Source organism: Pseudomonas sp. R1-18 (genome assembly GCF_051132095.1).
GTDB lineage: Bacteria > Pseudomonadota > Gammaproteobacteria > Pseudomonadales > Pseudomonadaceae > Aquipseudomonas.
Window position 1 is genome coordinate 2,275,301 of the sequence record NZ_CP071658.1, and the last position, 18,793, is coordinate 2,294,093.

The following is an 18,793-nucleotide window of genomic DNA, read 5'->3' on the forward strand; positions in this document are numbered from 1 at the left end:
AGCCGGTTATCTGAGTACCAGCAGGTGATAGGTCCCTGCTTCGTTCTCGATGCCATGGGTGTCGTGGGTAAAGCCTGGGAACGACGCGTCGAAATGCTCCAGCGCGCTGAGGTAGCCCAGTACCGGACCGTCGGCGAGCCCCGCGTTCTCTCCGGGCATGAGCAACGGTATGCCCGGCGGATAAGGCACGATCCCGGTGGCGGCGATCCGCCCGGCGGCTTCGGCGAGGGGTACCAGTTCCACTTCGTTTCTCACCAGCTTTTCATAGGCTTCCACCGGACTGAACTCCGCCTGCGGCAACAGACCGAACGCCTTGGACATGGTCGACGTCGTGCGGTATTGCTTCATGGCGGCAAAGATTTCTTCAGCCAGGTCGCGCAGCCCCATGCCCGCGTAGCGTTGTTGATTGGCGGTCAGCAGGTCGGGCAGGCAAAGCTCCAGTTCCAGGTTGCTGTCGTAGTCGCGCTTGAAGTCCAGCAGCGCGTTGACCAGCGTGCCCCATTTGCCTTTGGTGATGCCGATGGAAAACAGGAACAGGATGGTGAAATCGGTGGTTTTCTCGACCACGATCCCCTGATGCCCCAGGTAGGCAGTGAGCACGCAGGCAGGGATACCGAAATCCAGCAGCTCGCCATCGTCGCCCATGCCCGGGCTGAGCACGGACACCTTGATCGGGTCGAGCATGCAGTAACCTTCTTCGATATCCCCAAACCCGTGCCATACCTCGTTGGGGTGCAGCACCCAACAAGCGGGGTCGGTCTTGAGCGCTACCGGGTCGGCCTTGTGAAATGGCACCGACACGCCGTCGACCTTGACCGACGGCGGCTGCCAGCACGAGAAAAACCAGTCGTCGTGGCCGAGCATTTCGCTTTTCATCCGCGAGATGACCTGGCGAAAGGCAATGGCTTCCTCGATGGATTCATTGGTCAGAATCTGCCCGCTGGGCGCTTCCATCATGGCTGAGCTCACGTCGCACGAAGCCATGATCGCGTAGTTGGGCGACGTCGAGGCATGCATCATGAACGACTCGTTGAAACGCCCGTGGGGGATCGGGTTACGACCGTTGCGCACGTGAATCATCGACGCCTGGGAGAGTGCCGCGAGCAGTTTGTGGGTGGACTGCGTGGCGAACACAGTGGGCCGCGATTCATCGTGGTCTTCCGGGCTGCCGTGCATGGCGAAGCGTTCGCGGTACAACGGGTTGAACCGCGCATAGCCGTACCAGGCCTCGTCGAAATGCAGACGGTCGACGCTGGCGCCGAGCAGCTGTTCGACCCGCGTAACGTTATAGGTAAGGCCGTCGTAGGTGGAGTTGGTGATGATCGCATGTACCGGCGTCGGGTCGATGCGCTCTTTCACCAGCGGGTTGTTGGCGATGGCGGCCTGAATTGCTTCACGGCTCAGGGTCTGCGGCAGGATCGGGCCGATGATGCCGTAGCGGTTACGGGTCGGCACCAGATAAGTCGGGATGGCACCTGACAAGGTCATCGCGTGCTCGGCCGATTTATGACAATTGCGGTCGCACAGCGCGATCTGGTCGCGGGTGACGCTCGCCATCAGGATGACGCGGTTGGACATCGATGAGCCATTGGTCACGTAATAGGTGCGATGCGCGCCAAAGACCTTTGCCGCATAGCGCTCGCCCTGGCCGATCGGGCCGCTGTGGTCAAGCAGCGAACCCAGTTCACCGACCGAAATCGACAGGTCCGAACGCAGCAGGTTCTCGCCGAAGAACTCATAAAACGCTCGACCCGCCGTGCTCTTGAGAAACGCCGTGCCGCCGGCGTGGCCGGGCGTGTGCCAGGAGTATTCGTAGGAGCGGGCGAACCGCAGCAAGGCGCCGAACATCGGCGGCAGGACCGCCTGCCGATAGCGCTCGATCGCGGCGAATATGCGGCCGCTGAGGAAGCGACTGGTGTCTTCGGGCAGCCAGATGAAGTCATCGGCGTGCTGCATCACGATCAACGGAATGTTCGAAGCGGTGCTGCGATCACTGATCAGAAACACCGGAACGCGGGTGTTGCGCTCGCGAAGATCGGTCAGCAACCGGATGCATTCGACGCGATCTTCGCTCTCGTCCATCTCCCAACTGAGCAGGACGCACTGGATGGCAGGATCGGAGTGGAGAATCGACGTCGCGTCGGCGAGGCTTTCCGAGAGCAGCACGCTGATCGAGCGCGCCTCCACGTCACTGAGGAGCTGGTTCAACGCTCGGCCGAACACGGTACGTTTGTCGGGGGCGCTGCTGATCAGCAAGGCCAGCATGCCGAGCAGCGGTTTGGATTCCGTCATGCGCGTATCTCCTGCAGGTTTTCAAGGCTGTTGACCGGCACCGGTTCAGCGGTGATGTGCTGGGCACTGACGGTCTGGGTGGGCACGCTGTTGTTCAGCGCTTCGAGGCGAATCAGACGGTTATTGACGAAGCCGAACAGGGTGTAGCCGAAGATGGTCGCGACGCCGCCGAGCATCAGCGCCTGGGCACCGGAGCTGTACAGCGCCAGATAGCTGTAGGCGGCGCCGACCCATGCGACGATATTGGAAATCAGCGCCTGCTGAGGAGGCACCTGAGACACCATCTGGATCGTCATCAGCGACGCCATCGACAGGATGTACGGCACCAGATTGGTCACTACCGCGAGGTTGACCAGAATGTCGAACTGTTTGCTCAGGTCGGGGCTGATCGTCAGCAGCGCCAGCGCCGTCTGCAACGCAAGCAGGATCAGCATGCCGACGATGGGCGTGCCGGCCCTGTTGACCTTCGCGAACACGGGGATGAAGTAGCCGGTGTCCGCCGAGCTTTTGAAGACCTGCGCAATGGTGAACTGCCAACCCAATAGCGAGCCGACGCAGGCCAGCACCATCAAGGCCATTACCAGATCACCGATCATGGGGCTGAACATTTTGGCGAACACCAGTCCGAAAGGCGCCGTCGAGCTGGCGAGTTCAGCGTTGTCGACGATGCCGGCAATCACGTTGGTGGAAACGATGTAGATCACCGCCGCGCCAAGCGTGCCGCCAAGTACCGCGATGGGCACGTTCTTCTCGGGGTTCTCGACCGCGTCGGTGTTGGCGCATGCCGATTCCAGCCCGAGGAATGCCCAGAGAGTAATTGCCACCGAAGCGCCGGCCGCTTCTAACCAGCCCTTGTCATGCGGGTTCCAGCCGGCCGCGTAAATGCTGCTGTCAAACCAGAACCAGCCCACCGTCGACACCAGGACGACCGGAGCGATGACCCCCCAGACGGTAATCGAGCCGATCTTGCCGGTAATCCGTGCCCCGCCGAAGTTCGCAAAGGTGGTGATCCATAACAATGCGATAGTGGCCAGCCCGACCTGCAATGAGTTGAGCTGTATATTAAAAAGCACCTGGATATAACCAACAGCTGTAATGCTGATCGCCACGTTCGCGATCAAAAGCGACAGGCCATATGTGTAGTTGGTGATGTAGTTGCCACTTTTGCCGAAGGTATATTCGGCGTAACCGCCCATGCCGCCGGTCTTTCGACTGAGCATGCCGCAGCGCGCGAAGGCATAAGCCAGAGCCAGCGAACCCGTCGCCGTTACCAGCCATGACAATATTGAAATAGCGCCAACTTCGGCGAGTTTTGAAGGGAGTAGCACAATTCCCGAGCCCAACATGTTGACCGCCGTCAACATAGTGAGCTGTCCCACGCTCATTTTCTTTGCGCCTGACATTGGATTGCTTCCCGATGCGTTAGAGGAGCCTTAGGCATAGCAAAGCACGAGCGGAATACAAGTTAGTGACCGGATTTAGTGCGGGTTTATTAAAAAATCCGAACAACGGTAAGTTAATCATCTGTACTGGCAGATTGTCGCACCGAGTGCTCTGAAGTTTAGCTGGTGAAAAAAACGAGCGGAATTAACCGCATAGCGGAACCGTCACTAGTCGGGTGCTCCTGTTGTCGGTTTACAGGCGCTGGAGACTTGTAGCACAAGGCTGGCGGGCGATCAGGGTGCTACGCTGCTTAACAGTTCAGATGTTGACCACGGCCTGAATTCACTTTAATTGGAGTCGCTATCATGGCTTATCAAGCGTCAGAATCAACGTCCGGCGGATGGCGTTTCCAGTGCGGCATCGGCATGATCATTCTGATAATTGTCTCGTGGGTTCTGGTGCCCATCGCTTCCGCCGCCGGCGTTTCAGGCACCGGAATAGCAACACTGGTCGGAGTACTTTTCATATCCAACAAAGTGCTGCTGATAGCCGCAATCGCGGTCATGGGCAAGTCGGGTTTTCAGGAGTTGAAGGCTCAACTGCATAAATACATTAAATCCGTCGTTTCCTGGCCCGCAGAGGTCGGAACGCTCCGGCATCGGGCAGGCGTGGTGTTGTTCTGCATACCGGTCGTTGCAGCGTTTCTGGACCATCATCTTGACGTGCTGGCTCCACAAATCAGTCCGTACAAGTTGCAGCTTCGACTGCTGGGCGATGTGATGCTGATCGCCAGCGTCTTCCTGCTGGGCGCGAACTTCTGGGAAAAGCTGCGAGCGCTCTTCGTCCGGACTGCCAGAGTGGCTTTGTAGGAGCGGACTTGTCCGCGAAGGGCCCGTGCGGCGACAGATAATCTCTCGCCTGTTACAACGCCTCCGCGGATAAGCGGAGCACCGCCCGACGGATCGCCGCCCGACGGATCGCCGCCCGGTCTCTACCACAAAGTGATCCTTCACATCGCCAGTCCAGACACCGCCAACCGCGACGTTGGTGCAGGCCGAGTGGAGGTGTCGCGGAGCCGGGGAGCGAGGCAGGACGCCGAGCCAGCGCCGCTGGGCCAGGGACGGCCCATCGGTGCGGCCCGGTGGAGCGGCGCCGGAAGGAGGGAACCCCGCAGGGGCCCAACCCGGAGCAATGGCTTTGGTTACTTTGGCCGAAACCAAAGTGACGCGCCGTAAAGGCGCAAAGCGATCTCAAGCCGGCCGCGAAAGCCAGTAACTACGCGGTTGAGGCCGGTGGGCAGATCCGGATGCTGCATAACGACCGCCACCGGTTTCGCCTTTACGGCGACCCCCTTTTGTTTTGGCAAAGGGGGGAAAACCATTTGCTCCTGGTTCCGGCGCCTTCGGGGTTCCCTCCCTCCGGCGCTGCTCCGGGGGCCGCGCCGATGGGCCGTCCCTGGCCCTACGGCGCTAACTCGCCATCCATGGCTCGTTTCCCCCTGCGCAACGCCTACGCTCGGCCTGCACAAGTCGCGTTCTGCGCCGCCCGCGCCATTGTCGCTTGAGCCAACTCTCTTTCATCACCTCTGATGAGCGAGCGGCGACCCGCTTGTCCACGAAGGGCTCGTGCAGACGCCCCCAACCGCAACACATCATTGAGCGCTTCCACCTACCGGACTTTCACCTCTCGAACTTCCACCTCCCGAACTGCCGCCGCCCGAGCCGGGCGGTGTCACTGGAGGGGTGACAGGTGGAGTCGCCGGATCGTCGATATCGTCGCCCGCGGCCTGGTCCGCGTCCGGGCTGCGGTTCAGCTGCCGGGCCGTGACTCGCGTGGCGGCCAGCACCGATGGCGGCAGCGGATTGCTGCTGCCAACCGAGAGCGACTGCCGATACAGACTGAGCAGGCGGGTTCTCAAGCGAATGTCATCCGACGCAGCGCCCACGCTGATATCGAACACATCCGGGTCGATCACCCAGTTGCTGCTGCCGGGGTTGTAGTACGCCAACGAGCGACCGTTGAGTTCGATGGTCACGCGACGGCTCTGTCCGGGCTGCAGCAGGACCTTGCGATAACCCTTGAGCTCCTTGATTGGACGGTCGACGCGTGGATTGCGCTGGCCCACGTACAACTGCGCGACTTCCGCGCCGGCACGCTGGCCGGTGTTGGTAACGTCGAACGACACGCGGATCGGCAGATCGCCGATAGCGACCGCGGGCGTGATGCGAATGTCCGAATAGCTGAACTGGGTATACGACAGCCCGTAGCCGAACGGGTAGAGCGGCCTGGTGCCTTTTTTGTCGTAGCCGCGGTAGCCGAGGTACAGATCATTCGCATAGCTGATTTCGGTGATGGTCCCTTCGTTGTCAAACTGCGGAAAATCCGCGTAGAGCGGGTTGTCCTCGATATTGCGTTCAAGGCTGATTGGCATTTTCGCCGAAGGGTTGACGCGGCCGAAGATGATTTCGGCCAGCGCCTGGCCGCCGTTCTGGCCGGGGTAAAACGCGTGCAGCAGCCCGGACACCTGATCGACCCAATCGCTTACCTTCAGACCGGTCCCGCCATGCAAGGCGACGACGGTCCTGGGGTTCTGACTGGCGATGCTCTGAATCAGCTGGCTCTGATACTCCGGCAGCTCGAACGGGTGGTCCCAGCCTTCACCTTCGTATTCGTTGCTATTACCGGCCGCAACCAGCACCACGTCGTAGTCGGCGATGTTGCTCGGCGCAACCAGTGATGCCCAGCTCATGCGCACGCCGGTGTAGCCGCCCAGGCTCGCGACATAACCGGGCCTGCGCGAATATTCCAGCGTCACGTCGTAGGTCTGGCCGGCCTGCAGCGACAGCTTGGCGTATTCGGGAATAGTGGGGGGGATGAAGTTGTTGGGCAGTGGCAGTCCGTCGCCGTTGTCGATGATGCGCTGGCCGTTGACCGTCAAGCGGATCACCCCGTCGGCCCGCACCTTGAAAATGTGCTCGCCGCTGATGGTCGGGGTGACCCGTCCGCTCCAGCGAATCGAAGTGCTGGCGGTGTTGCCATCCGTAGGCAGACCGGTGTCGCTGTCCCAGTCCAGGTCGACGTAGGTTTCCGCACGGGTCGCCGCGGGGGTTCCGGACCAGTCGGCGTTGGTGAAGTACTCGGCGTTCAGACCGGCTACCGAAGTGGTGCCGTCGCTGGCCAGATGGCTCCAGACGACACCGGCCGGATCCAGTGAAAGACTGTCGAGGAATGTCACTTCCGCATTGGACGCGACTTGCGCCATGCCGCTGGTTTCGCTTACATAATTGCGCGCCGATATGAAGGCGCTGCCAAAGCCGGTAGGCGGCGCGTATTTGCCAAGATCACCGACCACCGCAATTCTCTGCACGTTATTACGGTCCAGCGGCAGGAAGTTGTCCTTGTTCTTCAGCAGAACAATACCTTCGCGCGCGACATTCAAGGCGGCCTGATTACTGGCCGGATTATCCATGTCGTGATTTCTCAGCGGGACATAAGTATCGAAGTCGAACAGGTAGATCTGGCGGAGAATGCGCAGCACTTTATCATCAATGGTGGCGACACTCAGAACACCACTTTCAATATACGGCGTGAGCACGGTACTGTTCATTTGCGTGCCGAACAGCATGTCGACATCTGTGCCGGCCTGGGCGGCATTGAGTCCGTTGATCACCGCGCCATAGTCGGATTGTACAAACCCGGCATAACCCCATTGGGTTTTAAGGATTTCCCGTAACAGCAGACTGTTTTCGCAGGCATATTCGCCGTTGACTTTCTGAAAGGAACACATCATCAGCGCAACTTTGCCGTTCTTCGCCGCTGACTCGAAGGGCGGCAATGTTATTTCCCTGAGTACCCGTTCCGGCGTGGTCTGGTTGAGAACAAAGCGATTGGTTTCCTGATCGTTGGCCGCGTAGTGTTTGGCGTCGGCCCAGACACCTTGCGACTGAATGCCGTTGATGACGGCCGGAGCCATGCTCGCACCGAGAAACGGATCTTCGCCGGTCAGGTATTCGAAGTTGCGTCCGCCATAGGGCGTCCGGTAGGTGTTCATCCCGGGGCCCGTGATGTAGTGATAGCCGCCGGTGGCCGTGTCATAACCCAGCGCCCGGCCGAAATCCACGGCTCTTCGCAAGTTGAACGTGGACGCAAGGCTCGGCCCGCTGGGGTACACGACGCCCTGTTCATTACCCTGATTGGTGTAGCGCACGCCAAGGCCGCCGTCCGCGCCGAGAATCTGCGGCAGATTGAAACGGGGTTGAGGCTTGATGTCCCAGCCACCGGTGCCGCCAAGATAGTTGAATTTTTCTTCCAGAGTCATCTGACTGAGGGTCTGCTGAGCCATGGCCTCGGCTTCCTGTGCATTCCGGGCAACGGCGGAGCTGGTGTAGAACTGGGCAATACTGACAGCGAGAAGGGTCAAAGCAGTTGCAAATCGTGGTGAAGTCATTGTTCTCATTTTAATTACTCCCACCGGCGATCTTCCGAAAAAAGATCGGGCGTAATAATAACGAACGAGGCCAAAGTGTTAATCAGGTATTACAGATTTGCCCAAAAGTGCCTGTAATAAGGACTGCGGAGAGTCTGTACCGCTCCGCTTTGTCGGGCGCATCGTCATTCTGCAGTTCCCGCCTCGTATAGCCGTTGTTATTGCCGGGATGGCGGTTTTATAACCTCCCTTCAATAACCCGTGCATAGGACGCCCAAACCATAAAAGCTGTCAAATGCCAGCGGCGCAGCGGTTATTGTAATTATCTATCCGCTGTTTGTTTTTTATAAATTCCGCAGTGCCAGGTGCCGACGGTGTTACGCAGGTTGCGCGGTTGGCAATGCACGGCTAAGGTGACTTCTTGATTCACTCAAAGGACGGAGAACATTCATCGGGATACTTGCTTAGCTAACTAAGTTGGAGAATTTTATGAAGCGCTCCATAACAACGATAACGGTATTGATCGCGCTGCTCGCAGTATCAACTCTGGCAAGAGGTGCCGACGCTACGAACACCGCAGGCGCCGCGGATTCAAAAGTCATGACCCAGACTCACGACACCAAGGCGGCGGGCGGCAAACATGACAATTCGACAAAAGGCGGCCGTCCCGCCACCCAGACTGGAACCACTACCAAGCCTTGACCGCGGCGCTGAACGCGACACTGCGCACGACCATGACGCAGCTTTGTGCCAGTGGCTTATGTCGAATGCCGGCCTCAAGGCTGGCGATCTGGAGCGGGTATCACGGCTGCTGCCTGACGGGGCGGAGCGCGGTGAACTGCCGGGGATCCTGACCCGGCTGGGCATCGTTTCCGAGCTTGAGATGGCGCAAGCCTGGGCGGCGGTATTCGGACTGCCGCTGCTGAGCGCCAGCGAGGCGCCCGTCTCACTCGATCCGCTGCCGCCGGTCAGCGAACGGTTTCTGCGCCACCAGCACGTCGTGCCTGTGGGATGGGAGACAGACAGCTTGCAGATAATGACCAGTGATCCGGGTGATCCTTATCCAGCCCGCGCGATGAGTTTCGCCTGCCAGACCGGGGTGCGGCTGCGCGTAGGGACGCGCAGCGACATAGAGGCTCTGATCGAGCGCTATTACGGCACCGGTCGCTCGGCCATGGGCAGCATCGTCGACAACATTGACAGCGACTCGGGCGGTCAGGCCGAAGACATCGAACATCTGCGCGACCTCGCCAGCGAGGCTCCGGTGATCCGCATGGTCAACCTGATCCTGCAGCGCGCGCTGGAACAGCGGGCATCGGACGTTCATATCGAGCCGTTCGAGCATCTGTTCAAAGTGCGGTATCGCATCGACGGCGTGCTGATCGATGGCGAGGCGCCGCCGGCCGCGTCTGCACCGGCCGTGATTTCGCGGATCAAGATCATGGCGCACCTGGATATCGCCGAGCGTCGCCTGCCTCAGGATGGGCGGATCATGCTGCGCCTGCAAGGCAGGGAGCTGGATCTGCGGGTGTCGACCGTGCCGACCCGTTTCGGCGAATCGGTCGTCATGCGGTTGCTCGATCGCCGGACCGTGAGTTTCGATCTGCAAAGCCTGGGTTTCGATCAGCAGCAGTTACCGGGTCTGCTGGCGCTTCTTGAACGTCCGCACGGCATTTTGCTGGTGACCGGGCCGACCGGTTCCGGGAAGACGACCACGCTGTATACGGCGCTGACCCGCCTCAACACCAGCGAGCGGAAAATCATCACCGTCGAAGACCCGGTCGAATACCAGATCGAGGGGATCAACCAGATTCAGGTCAAACCTTCGATCGGTCTGGATTTCGCCATGACGTTGCGCTCGATCGTGCGCCAGGACCCGGACGTGATCATGATCGGCGAGATGCGCGATCTGGAAACCTGCCGCATCGCCATCCAGTCGTCGCTGACTGGCCACCTCGTGCTGTCGACACTGCACACCAACAGTGCGGCTGCGAGCATTACCCGCCTGCTGGATATGGGGGTGGAAGGCTACATGATCGCGTCCACCGTCATCGGCGTTCTGGCTCAGCGCCTGGTCCGCAGGCTAGACCCTGAGCATTGCGAAGCGTTCGACGCGCCCGCGGCCCTGGTGGCCGCGCACGACCTGGAACGCTTTACCTCGCAGCGTCCGGTGCGACTGTACCGCCCCAGACCCGGCGCGCCGGGCGGTGGTTACCACGGCAGGTGCGCGATCACTGAACTGCTGGTGATGGACGACGAGCTGCGCACCCTGCTGATGAGCCATGCCGATGCCGGCACGCTGGAGCAGGCGGCGCGGCGCGGCGGGCTGCGTACGCTCTATGAAGATGGCCTGCGCCAGGCGCTGGCCGGAGTCACAACTCTGGAAGAGGTGCTGCGCGTCACGCGCAGCGAGTGAGCAGACCCATCATGGCGATGTTTCGTTTTCGCGTTCTGGAAACCGATGGCAGCACGCGTCAGGGCCTGATGGAGGCGGGTGATCCGCTGGATCTCGCCCGCCAGTTGCAGCGTCAGGGGGCAATGGTCCTGCACGTCGAACCGGCGCATGAAAACTGGGCGCGGTGGCGCCTGGACCGCCGCCTGGGTGCCCAGGCGTTGCTGGCGTTCACCGAGCAGCTGGCGATTCTGCTCAACGCCGGGCTGCCGCTTGAGCGCGCTCTGGGCATTCTGATCCAGCAGCCGGGAAGCGAGCAGTCACGCATGCGACCGGTATTGATCCGCGTACGTGAACGGGTCAAGGCCGGGCAGCCATTGTCGGCGGCGCTGGCCGAAGAGCCCGGGCAGTTCAGCGGCTTGTACCTGAGCCTGGTGCAAGCGGGTGAGGCGGGCGGTGCCTTGCAGGAAAGCCTGCGGCAACTGAGCGATTACCTGGAACGCAGCCTGGCGCTGCGTGGCGAGGTGATCAATGCGCTGATCTATCCGGCGTTTCTGGTGGTGGGCGTGCTCGGTTCACTGGTCTTGCTGTTGGCGTATGTGGTGCCACAGTTCGTGCCGATCTTTCAGGATCTGGGTGTGCCGATCCCGCTGGTGACCGAGCTGATTCTGGGCCTTGGCGACTTCTTCAACCGGTTCGGGTTGCTGGTGCTGGCCGCCCTGGTGATCACGGGCGTGGTCGCGAGTCGGGCGTTGCGTAGCCCGGCGCGGCGCGTCCACTGGGACCGGCGGCTGCTCGCCTGGCCGGTCGCCGGCCCGTTGCTGCAACGTCTGGAAGCCGCGCGCCTGGCACGGACGCTCGGCACGCTGTTGCAGAACGGGGTCGGCCTGCTTGCCGCGCTGAAAATCGTCGCGGAGGTGGCGACCAATCAGGCTGTCCGCGCCCAGGTGCAGGCGGCCATCGACAGCGTGAAAAGCGGCGGATCGCTGGGGCTGGCATTGGCCAGCGACAGACTGCTGCCGGATCTGGCGCTGCAGATGATTCATGTCGGTGAAGAGGCCGGCCAGCTCGACACCATGTTGCTCAAGGTCGCTGAAGTCTTCGACGGTGAAACCCGACGCAGCATTGCCCGCCTGCTGGCGGCTCTGGTCCCGACGCTGACCATCGTCATGGCGGTGCTGGTGGCGTTCATCATGCTGGCCATCATGCTGCCGCTGATGAGCCTCACCAGCAATATCTGAGGGTTCGATCATGACGTTCCGGGCGCGCCCGCGTGGCTTCACCCTGTTGGAGATGCTGGCGGTCATCGTGCTGCTGGGCATCGTCGCGACCATTGTGGTGCGACAGGTCGGCAGTAATGTCGACAAAGGCAAGTACGGTGCCGGCAAGGCGCAACTGGCCAGCCTGAGTATGAAAATCGAAGGCTACGGTCTGGACATGGGGGCGCCGCCCGGCACACTGGCTCAACTGGTGGAAAAGCCCGCCGGCGCGACCCACTGGTCCGGGCCTTACGCCAAGCCGTCGGACCTCAAGGACCCGTTCGGACACGAGTTCGGCTATCGCTCCCCCGGTCAGCACGGCAGCTTCGATCTGGTGTTCTACGGTCAGGACGGCCAGCCAGGCGGCGAAGGCTACAGCGCCGATCTGGGTAACTGGGAATGAACGCCCGCGCGTCGGCAGGCGGGTTCACGCTGCTGGAGCTGATCATGGTCATCGCCTTGGTGGCGCTGGCGCTCGGTGTGCTGGGCAGCGGGCTGGGACGCGGACTGCAAGCGGCGCGTGAGCGGCAGGCGCTGGGCGAAATCGTCGCGGCGTTGCGTCAGACGCGCACGCAAGCCGTGCTCAACGGCGCGGCCAGACAACTGCAGTTCGACCTGCAGGCTCGCAGCTTTCAGGTGCCCGGCCAGGCTCCTCGCCGCTGGCCTGAAAGCCTTGCCTTACAGCTGACCACCGCGGCCGAACTGGGCCCGGCCGTAGCGTTTTTCGCCGACGGCAGCTCCAGTGGCGGGCACCTGCTGATTGACCGAAAAGGGCGGCGCTGGCGCATAGACATCGGCTGGCTCACCGGTCATGTTGACTGGCAGGTGGTGCGATGAAGCGCGTGGCCGGTGGATTCGGGCTGCTGGAAATGCTCGCGGCGCTGGCCATATTTGCCCTGGGCTGCACGGTGTTGCTGGTCGCGTTCGGCCAGGCGGCGCGGACCCTGGAGCAGGTTCGCGCCGGCGACCGTCTCAGCCTGGCGATCCGGACGGTACTGGATGAGCAGCGGGAACAGCCGCTTCAGGTCGGGGTGCGCCAGGGCGTCGAGGGCGGCGTGGACTGGCAGGTGCGGGTCAGTCGCGAGCCCGGTCCCGCGGCCCTGTTACCGCTGTTTCGAGTCCAGCTTACGGTCGGCGAAGCGGGCCGCGAGCTGCGGGTCAGCACCCTGGTTGTTCAGTCACAGCCGAAGCTTGCACCATGAGGCGGTCGCAGCGCGGCTTTACCTTACTGGAGATGCTGCTGGCGCTGGGGCTGCTCGGGGTTTTGATGGGGCTGCTCGGCACGGCGCTGGTGGGCGCAAACCGCGCGTTGCTCGCCGGGGAGCGCTACAGCCAGCGGCTGGAAGAAATGCGCTCGACGCAGAATTTTCTGTACCGGGCTTTGCAGGGCGCCTTGCCGCTGGAGATCGGGGCATCGGGGGGCGAACAGGTCATGGTGTTCGACGGCCAGCGCCGGCAGCTGAGCTTTGCAGCCGGGTTGCACAGCGCGCTCGGCGGCGGCATTCGGCTGCATGTCGTCGAGACCGTGCCAAGCGGCGCTGGCCGGGCCATGCAGGTTCGTTTCGCGCATCTGGCCCGCACCGGCGGAGCCTCGTGGGGGCAGCCGCAGATTCTGCTCCACGACGTTCGTGCCTTGCGGTTCAGTTATCGCGGCCGCGACGAGCAGGGCAGGCCGACTGACTGGTTGACCCAATGGCCCTGGCCGTCGAGGCTGCCACAAGCGGTGCGCATCGAAATGACCAGCGACGGGCCTGTGCCCTGGTTCGCCCAAGTGGTCGCCCTGCGTCTGGAGCTTAGCGGTTTGCAGGCCGCGCCATGAAACATCAGCGCGGGATGGCGCTGTTGATGGTGTTATGGACCATGGCGCTGCTGTCCATATTGCTCGGCACGCTGGTGGTCGAGGTGCGCCAGCAAGCACGGTTGGCGTTGTGGCAGCGCGAGCACACCCGAGCGAGTCTGGCGGCGGAGGCCGGAATGAACCTGGCCGTAAGAATGCTCAGTGATCCCGCGCTGAATCGCCGCTGGGTCGCCGATGGCACAACCCAGACGCTGGTGTTCGACGACGCCCGGTTACAGGTGTCGGTTCGCAGCGAGCGCGGCAAGCTCGACCTGAACGCCGCACCGGCCGCCGATTTTGCCCGGCTGCTGATGCTGCTCGGGGCGTCACCGGCTCAGGCGCGCGGTCTTGCGGACAGCCTTGAGCAGCGTCGGAGCCTGGGTCAGCCTCCGTTGCGGGCGCTCGAAGAGCTACGCGATCTGGCGACGATGAGCGCCGCGTTGTATCTGGCGGTGCGTGCCCACGTCACTGTGTGGAGCGGGCTGGAGTCGCCAGAGCCGGCCTTCGCCACGCCGGTTCTGCAACGCGCGCTGAATCTTCCGGGCCTGCCGCCGCTTGGCGCTGACGCCGGGCAGGCGCTGGAGATTCGCGTGCAAGCCTATTTACCCGACGGGTTCACCGCCGCGCTCGACAGCACGGTACTACTGTTACCCATGGAGAGCGGTGTACGGCCTTTCAGGGTCGTGCGCTATAACGAGTGAGGTCATCGCTCATGAGTTCCGAATCCCTTTGGCGCCGGCAGGCACGGCTCAAAGCGCAGTGGCCAGGCAGCGCCGCGCGGGCGTTCCTTTACGCCTGGGGCCGGGAATTGCTCGCCAGCCTGCCTCTGGCGATGCAGCGCTCGTTTCGATCCGGCAACGAGCCGCGTCGGTTCAACTGGCCGCTGACCGATGCCGCTGAACTGCCAGCCGATAAGCCGCCTAGACCCGGAACCCGCGGCGTGCTGGATCTGCCCAACGACGCCGTGTTGCTGCACAGCCTTACTCTGCCCGCCGCGGCGGCGCGCGATCTGCACCAACTGATCAGTTATGAGCTGGACCGCTTCACGCCATTCAGTGCCGAGCAGGTCTACTACGCCGTGCGCCGTGAGCCCGGCAGCGATGAGCGGCCCAGGGTCACACTTGTGCTGGTGCGTCGCGAGTTTCTCGATCAATGCCTGAGCGATTGCCAGGCCGTCGGACTTGAACTGGAAGCGGTGGACGTGCGCGATACCGGCGGCGCGCCGATGGGTATAAACCTGTTGCCTGCTCAGTATCGACCGGCCGGCAATCAGCGAGGCCGCATTCTGACCATGGCGCTCAGCCTGGCCTGTATCGCGCTGGTCATTGCCATCCCGCTGCTCTGGCTTCACAACCGCGAGTCCGCGCTGGCCACCATGCAGGCCGAGGTTCAGGAGCTGCGCCAGCAGGCCGGTGAGGTGGCTGCGCTGCGCAATGCCTGGGATAACTCGCGGGGCGCAATGCGGTTTCTGATCGAACGCCGGACGCGTCAGCCGGGGCGCGCGCAGCTGCTGAGTGAGCTGACTGGCTGCCTGCAGTCGGACACCTGGCTGCAAAGTCTGGAGATCGACGTCGAAGGGCAGGTCGATATGGCTGGCCTGAGCGCACGGGCCAGCGGGCTGATCGGGCAGATCAAGGAATGCCCGCATCTTGCGGAGCCGCAGTTCCAAGGCGTGATTCAGCCGGACCCGGCCAGCGGCCGCGAGCGCTTTTACCTGCGCGCCAGAGTCCGCGGGGAGGCCGGTCATGCGGCGCTCACTGACCGCTCGTGAACGCCGTATCGGCGCGTGGCTGCTGGTGGCGTTGCTGCTGGCTGTCTTCCATGGCCTGATCGTCGAGCCGCTTGTCCTCGGCCCCTTGCGTCAGGTGGAAACTCAAATGGCCGTGGTCCGCGAGCAGCACCAGCGCTTCGAGCGATTGCTCGCCCAGCGTGATCGCTTGCAAAAGACGATGCAGGCCACGCCGACTGTCGAGGCGCTGGATGGCATGCTGCTGGAAGGCGACGACCCCAGCGCGGTTGCCGCGGACCTGATGCAGAGTGTCGCTCAGAAAGTAGCGGCCAACGCGTCGCGGGGTGCCGGATGTGAACTCACGCAGCGGATGCCGATCGTTGCTCAGGAACAGGCTGCGGAGCCGTTTCGCGCCGTACGGCTGAGCCTTGACCTCAACTGCGCCATCGAACCGCTTGCGGCCCTGTTGCACCAGCTGGAAACGAGTCAACCCTGGCTGTTCGTCGACGAACTGAGGATCCGCAGAGCCGGCAACGCGCCAGTCGACGGGGGGGCGGGGCGTATGAGTGTGCACATGCTGGTCAGTGGTTATCTGGTCAGGAGCGCTTCTACGTCTGATACGCAAGAGTCGGGGCAATGAGCGCCTGGCGCCAACCGCTGATTCAGGGCCTGGCGGCTCTGACGCTGGTGCTTGCCCTGGTGGTGGTCTGGCTGCTGAGCGGCGCGGGTCGCGAGCCGGTATGGTCCCAGACCACGGAACCGGCTACCGACCCGACCTCGACGGCGCTCCCAGTGCTGCCCGCGCCAGTCGCCCTCGACAGTTTGGCCAATACCTGGCAGACGCCGCTGTTCAGCCCGACCCGCCAGCCCGACCAGGCCGCGCGTACCGTCAGGGCAGGCGCGGCCGACCTTGGCGGCCTGAAGCTGACTGGCATCGTGTTCGCCCAAGGCGTTCGCCGCGCGCTGTTCAAACAGGCGGATGGCCGCGACCTGAGCCTGCGCGAAGGCGCAAAGCTGGGTAACGGCTGGCGTTTGCAACACATAGAACAACAGGCCGTGCAGTTCGAGCTCGACGGTCGTACTCAGCGTCTGCAGCTGCCCACGCCCAGGCTGCCGAATATCAAAAGCGTGGGGCCTGCAGGCAAGTCCGTTCCATCCGCATCGAGCGCTGCCGACGGGCTCGCACCTCCAACCGCTGTAGTCGAAGGTCGCTAAACCATGCCGTCATCCGTTCACATCACAGCGTTTGCCGTGTTATGCATCCTCGGCGGATGCACCGCGCCCCATGCGCTGGACGAGGACGACAGCCTCACGCGGGAGGCCTTGCGTGGAACGGGCATGCAGCGCGGCCCTGTGCCGGAGGAAAGCCTGTCGGCGACGCCCGGCAGCGCGCCGGGCCCGGCGAGTCGCGCGCAGCGCCAGATCATCCGGGGCAATCAGCGCTTCATTCAGGGGCCCGCCAATACGGTGGGCCGCCCCGTCCCGATGGGGCCGCGTCAGGGCGACGGCAGCGGCGGGGTGATGTTCAACTTCAACAACCAGTCGATTGTCGCGGTCATCAACACCATCATGGGCGACCTGCTGCAAGAGAGTTACAGCATTTCCCAGGGGGTGACGGGCGAGGTGTCTTTCTCGACTTCCAGCCCGGTGGACAAGGCTCAGTCGATGGCTATCCTCGAATCGCTGTTGTCGTGGACCAACAACGCGATGATCCGTCAGGGTGATCGCTACCTCATCCTGCCGGCCAGTCAGGCGGTCGCCGGCCAACTGGTGCCGTCCATTGGCATGCGCCAGCCGGGCGCCGGGCTGTCGGTGCGGCTGTTTCCGCTGCGCTTCATTTCGGCGACGGAAATGCAGAAACTGCTCAAGCCCTTCGCACGGGAAAACGCCTTCCTGCTGGTGGACCCGGCGCGCAATCTGCTGGGCATGGCGGGCACCGCCGATGAGCTGGCCAACTATCAGGCCAGCATCGACACCTTCGATGTCGACTGGCTGCGTGGTATGTCCATCGGCGTGTTCGGGTTGCAACGTGCAACGGTTGCCGAACTACTCCCCGAGTTGCAGAAGGTGTTTGGCCCGGACAGCGGCACGCCGCTCGCCGGCATGCTGCGCTTCATGCCCATCGAACGCACCAATTCGGTGGTCGCCATCTCCTCGCAACCGCAGTACCTGGAGGAAGTGGGTGAATGGATTCGCACCATCGACAACGGCGGCGGTAATGAACCGCAGCTCTACGTATATGACGTGCGTAACATGAAGGCCACCGATCTGGGCCGCTACCTGCGGCAGATCTATGGTTCCGGGCAGATCCAGGATGAAGCCGCGGTCGAGGTCGCGCCGGGCATGAACACCACCACCCTGTCATCGCCCATCGGCGGTCGCCAGAACGGCGGCGGGCTCGACAGTCAGGGTAGCGGACTGAGCGGCGGGTTGAGCGGTAGCTCGGGCGGCGGCCGCAACAACAGCTCCTTCATGCAGAACGACGTCGGGCGCAACCCGGCCGCCACCGATACGGACACCGAGGTCGGTGCCGAAGAAGAGCCGGGCGCGGACGGTCGCAAACAACTGGACGACAGCACCCGTATCACCGCGCAAAAGAGCAGCAACCAACTGTTGATACGAACCCGACCGAGCCAGTGGGCGGAAATCGAAAGCGCCATCCGCCGCCTCGACAACCCGCCGATGCAAGTGCAGATCGAAACACGCATCCTTGAGGTGTCGCTCACTGATGAACTGGATCTGGGCGTGCAGTGGTATCTGGGCCAACTGGCGGGCAATTCCACAACGCCCGGTATCGGCAACGCGCGCGGCAGTCAGGGCGCGCTGGGTTTTGGCGGGGTCGGGCTGGGCGCCGCCGATACCTTCTTCTACTCATTCGTCGGCGGCGATCTGCAAGTGGCGATTCGCGCGCTGGAGACCAATGGCAAAACCCAGGTGCTGTCCGCGCCGTCGCTGGTGGTGATGAACAACCAGCAGGCGCAGATTCAGGTAGGCGACAACATCCCCATCAGCCAGACCACGGTCAATACCATCAACACCGACACGACCCTGAGCAGTGTCGAGTATGTGCAGACCGGTGTGATTCTGGACGTGGTGCCGCGCATCAATCCTGGCGGTCTGGTGTACATGGACATCAAGCAACAGGTCAGCGATGCCAACGACACTGCTGATCCTGACGTCAATCCGCGCATATCCACGCGCTCCATCGCTACTCAGGTGGCGGTGCAAAGTGGCCAGACCGTACTGCTCGGCGGGCTGATCCAGCAGGACGACGCCCAGGGTGTCAGCAAAGTGCCGTATCTGGGGTCGATCCCAGGGCTGGGCTGGCTGTTCGGTGCATCGTCGCGCAGCAAAGGCCGCACCGAGCTGATCGTGCTGATTACCCCGCGTGTCGTCACCAGTAACAGTGAAGCGCGGGAGATAACCGACGAATACCAGCGTCAGTTCAAACTCATCCAGCGCCCGAGATGACGGG

Annotated in this window: 16 protein-coding genes; 13 read left to right on the forward strand and 3 right to left on the reverse strand. The window is 62.6% G+C overall.

Features of this window, described 5'->3' with window-relative positions:
• Nucleotides 1–6: 6 nt before the first annotated feature.
• Nucleotides 7–2,292, reverse strand: coding sequence for an Orn/Lys/Arg decarboxylase N-terminal domain-containing protein (locus J3P77_RS10580; RefSeq protein ID WP_434681590.1), 2,286 nt, complete (start codon nt 2,290–2,292; stop codon nt 7–9).
• A complete protein-coding gene (gene potE / locus J3P77_RS10585; RefSeq protein ID WP_434681591.1) occupies nt 2,289–3,695 on the reverse strand; it encodes a putrescine-ornithine antiporter in 1,407 nt (468 codons plus the stop codon). The genes J3P77_RS10580 and potE overlap by 4 nt, the downstream gene beginning before the upstream one ends.
• 405 nt (nt 3,696–4,100) lie before the next feature.
• Between potE and J3P77_RS10590 the strand changes: the two genes are divergently transcribed.
• On the forward strand, nt 4,101–4,544 hold the full coding sequence (locus J3P77_RS10590) for a transporter suffix domain-containing protein (RefSeq protein ID WP_434681592.1): 444 nt from the start codon (nt 4,101–4,103) through the stop codon (nt 4,542–4,544).
• 782 nt (nt 4,545–5,326) lie between these two features.
• Here the strand turns inward: J3P77_RS10590 and J3P77_RS10595 are convergent.
• On the reverse strand, nt 5,327–8,122 hold the full coding sequence (locus J3P77_RS10595; protein WP_434681594.1) for a glycoside hydrolase family 3 protein: 2,796 nt from the start codon (nt 8,120–8,122) through the stop codon (nt 5,327–5,329).
• A gap of 468 nt (nt 8,123–8,590) precedes the next feature.
• Between J3P77_RS10595 and J3P77_RS10600 the strand changes: the two genes are divergently transcribed.
• From J3P77_RS10600 to gspD, 12 genes are read left to right on the forward strand one after another with little or no spacing between them, the layout of a single operon-like run.
• A complete protein-coding gene (locus tag J3P77_RS10600; RefSeq protein ID WP_434681595.1) occupies nt 8,591–8,803 on the forward strand; it encodes a hypothetical protein in 213 nt (70 codons plus the stop codon).
• A 58-nt stretch (nt 8,804–8,861) separates the two neighbouring features.
• Nucleotides 8,862–10,517 (forward strand): type II secretion system ATPase GspE, encoded by a 1,656-nt coding sequence (gspE, locus tag J3P77_RS10605; protein ID WP_434681596.1) that lies wholly within the window; start codon nt 8,862–8,864, stop codon nt 10,515–10,517.
• Between the two features lie 11 nt (nt 10,518–10,528).
• Entirely contained in the window at nt 10,529–11,734 is a 1,206-nt protein-coding gene (gene gspF / locus J3P77_RS10610; RefSeq protein WP_434681597.1) for a type II secretion system inner membrane protein GspF, read from the forward strand.
• A 10-nt stretch (nt 11,735–11,744) separates the two neighbouring features.
• Nucleotides 11,745–12,155 carry a type II secretion system major pseudopilin GspG gene (gspG, locus tag J3P77_RS10615; RefSeq protein WP_434681599.1) on the forward strand — a complete coding sequence of 137 codons (411 nt, stop codon included), beginning with the start codon at nt 11,745–11,747 and terminating at the stop codon, nt 12,153–12,155.
• On the forward strand, nt 12,152–12,589 hold the full coding sequence (locus J3P77_RS10620) for a pilus assembly FimT family protein (protein WP_434681600.1): 438 nt from the start codon (nt 12,152–12,154) through the stop codon (nt 12,587–12,589). Before gspG ends, J3P77_RS10620 begins: the two co-directional genes overlap by 4 nt.
• Nucleotides 12,586–12,954, forward strand: coding sequence for a type II secretion system protein (locus J3P77_RS10625; protein WP_434681602.1), 369 nt, complete (start codon nt 12,586–12,588; stop codon nt 12,952–12,954). Before J3P77_RS10620 ends, J3P77_RS10625 begins: the two co-directional genes overlap by 4 nt.
• Nucleotides 12,951–13,571 (forward strand): prepilin-type N-terminal cleavage/methylation domain-containing protein, encoded by a 621-nt coding sequence (locus tag J3P77_RS10630; protein WP_434681603.1) that lies wholly within the window; start codon nt 12,951–12,953, stop codon nt 13,569–13,571. Before J3P77_RS10625 ends, J3P77_RS10630 begins: the two co-directional genes overlap by 4 nt.
• The gene (locus J3P77_RS10635; RefSeq protein WP_434681604.1) at nt 13,568–14,290 is read left to right on the forward strand and encodes a general secretion pathway protein GspK; all 723 of its coding nucleotides are present in this window, start codon (nt 13,568–13,570) and stop codon (nt 14,288–14,290) included. Before J3P77_RS10630 ends, J3P77_RS10635 begins: the two co-directional genes overlap by 4 nt.
• An 11-nt stretch (nt 14,291–14,301) precedes the next feature.
• Nucleotides 14,302–15,360, forward strand: coding sequence for a type II secretion system protein GspL (locus J3P77_RS10640; RefSeq protein ID WP_434681606.1), 1,059 nt, complete (start codon nt 14,302–14,304; stop codon nt 15,358–15,360).
• Nucleotides 15,335–15,958, forward strand: a complete 624-nt coding sequence (gene gspM, locus J3P77_RS10645; RefSeq protein ID WP_434681607.1) for a type II secretion system protein GspM — start codon at nt 15,335–15,337, stop codon at nt 15,956–15,958. Before J3P77_RS10640 ends, gspM begins: the two co-directional genes overlap by 26 nt.
• Nucleotides 15,955–16,533, forward strand: a complete 579-nt coding sequence (locus J3P77_RS10650; RefSeq protein ID WP_434681609.1) for a hypothetical protein — start codon at nt 15,955–15,957, stop codon at nt 16,531–16,533. The genes gspM and J3P77_RS10650 overlap by 4 nt, the downstream gene beginning before the upstream one ends.
• Nucleotides 16,534–16,536: 3 nt before the next feature.
• Nucleotides 16,537–18,789: a type II secretion system secretin GspD gene (gene gspD / locus J3P77_RS10655; RefSeq protein WP_434681610.1), complete on the forward strand. Its 2,253-nt coding sequence runs from the start codon at nt 16,537–16,539 to the stop codon at nt 18,787–18,789.
• The last annotated feature ends 4 nt before the right edge of the window (nt 18,790–18,793 follow it).